The sequence below is a fragment of the Veillonella dispar genome (assembly GCF_937975875.1).
Lineage (GTDB): Bacteria > Bacillota > Negativicutes > Veillonellales > Veillonellaceae > Veillonella > Veillonella dispar_B.
Map to the genome: position 1 here is coordinate 1 of NZ_CALJSP010000132.1, position 2,067 is coordinate 2,067.

Genomic DNA, 2,067 nt, shown 5'->3' on the forward strand with positions numbered 1-2,067 from the left:
AAATACAACGATCTTTATTATAACCAAAAGATACATCCGTAAAGGTAATATCTCGATTAGCATTGAATGGTTTTGGTGCCTTTGGGTCTACCACAGGCATTGGCTCATTGGCGAGTGCCATAAGACGACTCGTAGCCACCTTACTTTCAGCACCATGATGAACAGCCGCAATCATAGGTTGTAACGCTTCAAACCAAGCTTGTGTACCAATGGCAGCAACCGCTACCATAACACTAGCCCAAGCGCCTGTCAAAGCATTGGCAGCCAATATAGCTACAATGACAACAGTAATTTGCACACCACCTAGGAACAGCGTATTCCCTAAGTTCATGCCACGCTCAATAATACCCTTATTAGCATCCACAGTATGCATCATATGTTGAATACGATGATAGACTAAATCTTCATTACCATAGCTAATGACATCCTCCAAACTATCCATAGTATCACTTAATAGTGATTTATACTCCCCTTGTTGCGGTCCAATCGCAGTCAATGATTGTTTATTATGAGCATATACAACTATAGGCAATACAAAACCTAATATTAAAGCCGACAAAACTATAGGTGTAACCAAAGTGCTATCAATGGTAGAAACACCATAGGCTACTAAAACAGTTAAAGCAATGGCTGCTACAGGAGGAATTAATGTGCGCAAGTAGAAGAATTGTAATACCTCTATATCACCCATAATACGGCCTAACATATCCCCAGCACCAAAGTGTTTAAGAATAGCTGGTGCTAATGGTTCCAAATGAGCATAGAACCATACACGCAAACCATATAATCCTTGGAATGCCATCCGATGAGATGTATAGCGCTCAAAATAACGACATACGGCACGGCTAACGCCGAAGAATCGAACCCCTACAATGGCAAGGCTCAAATAGGTAAGGCCTGGTTGCAATGCAGCTGAGGCCAATAACCATGCAGACACAGTTAAAAGTCCTACATTCATAAATACTGTTAAGAATGTAAAAATCAAAGCTAATACTAAAGACCACTTTGCAGGACTTAATACAGAAAAGAGTAATCTCCATCCTTCTAAGCCCATATTAGACGTTGACACTTCAGATGTATGTGTATTGTTTCCTACTACATGAGCACCTTTTTTATCAACAGGAATTGAATGATCTAGCTCATCTCTATCTTGAATATCAAATGATTTCCCTGTTTGCAACTGCTCTTCAATAGTTGAAGAAAATTCGCCTAAACCAGAGGTGACAAGGTCTTTAAAATATCCCTCTACCGCAATAAGCTCTTCATAAGAGCCTTGTTGAATAATGCGCCCCTGTTTTAAAACGTATAACGTAGAAGCCCAGTGCATCGTTTGTAGGCGATGGCCAATAATAATAACAATTTTATTCTCCATCAAACGTTGGATAGCACTACTTATGATAGATTCTGTTTTTACATCAAGATGTGCCGTTACCTCATCGAGAATTAACACTTGCCCTTTTCGTAAGAACGCACGTGCTAACGCCACCCGTTGACGTTCGCCACCACTAAGACCTAAGCCACCTTCACCAATAATCGTATCAAGACCATCTTGTTGTCTATTAATCACATCCAGTAGCTGTACTTCTTTACATGCCTCTATGATTTCTTCATCACTTACATTCATTCCAAAGGATAATACATCGCGTAAGGTTCCTTTCATGATATGAGGATGCTGGGATACATAGGTGATTTGTTGGCGCCACCACTCAACATCGATGTCACAAACATCAAGACCATCAATGACAACAGCACCTTTAGGAGCAGTTAAAAAGCCTCCAATAATATGAGCGATTGTAGATTTCCCGGCTCCACTTTCACCAACAAGCATAATCGGAGAATTGCGTTTAGCCTCTAATGAAATATGTTGTACCCCATTTTCACTATCTTCATAGGTAAAGGTTAAATCCTTAATTTCAATAGCTTGTATAGGCCCTTGAAGTTTAGATTGCCCACCTACAGGTAACGATGGCTGGCGATTCATAAACTCTTCGTATTTTAAAATGGAGGTCTTCCCTGCCATTCCCGTATGGAATGCAGCCCCCAGTTGTCTAAATGGCGTATAGAATT

General features: G+C 40.3%; 1 protein-coding gene. It reads right to left on the reverse strand.

From position 1 onward, the window contains the following. The coding region (locus tag Q7P05_RS06320) for an ATP-binding cassette domain-containing protein (protein ID WP_369680432.1) at positions 1 to 2,067 on the reverse strand (2,067 nt) is incomplete at both ends.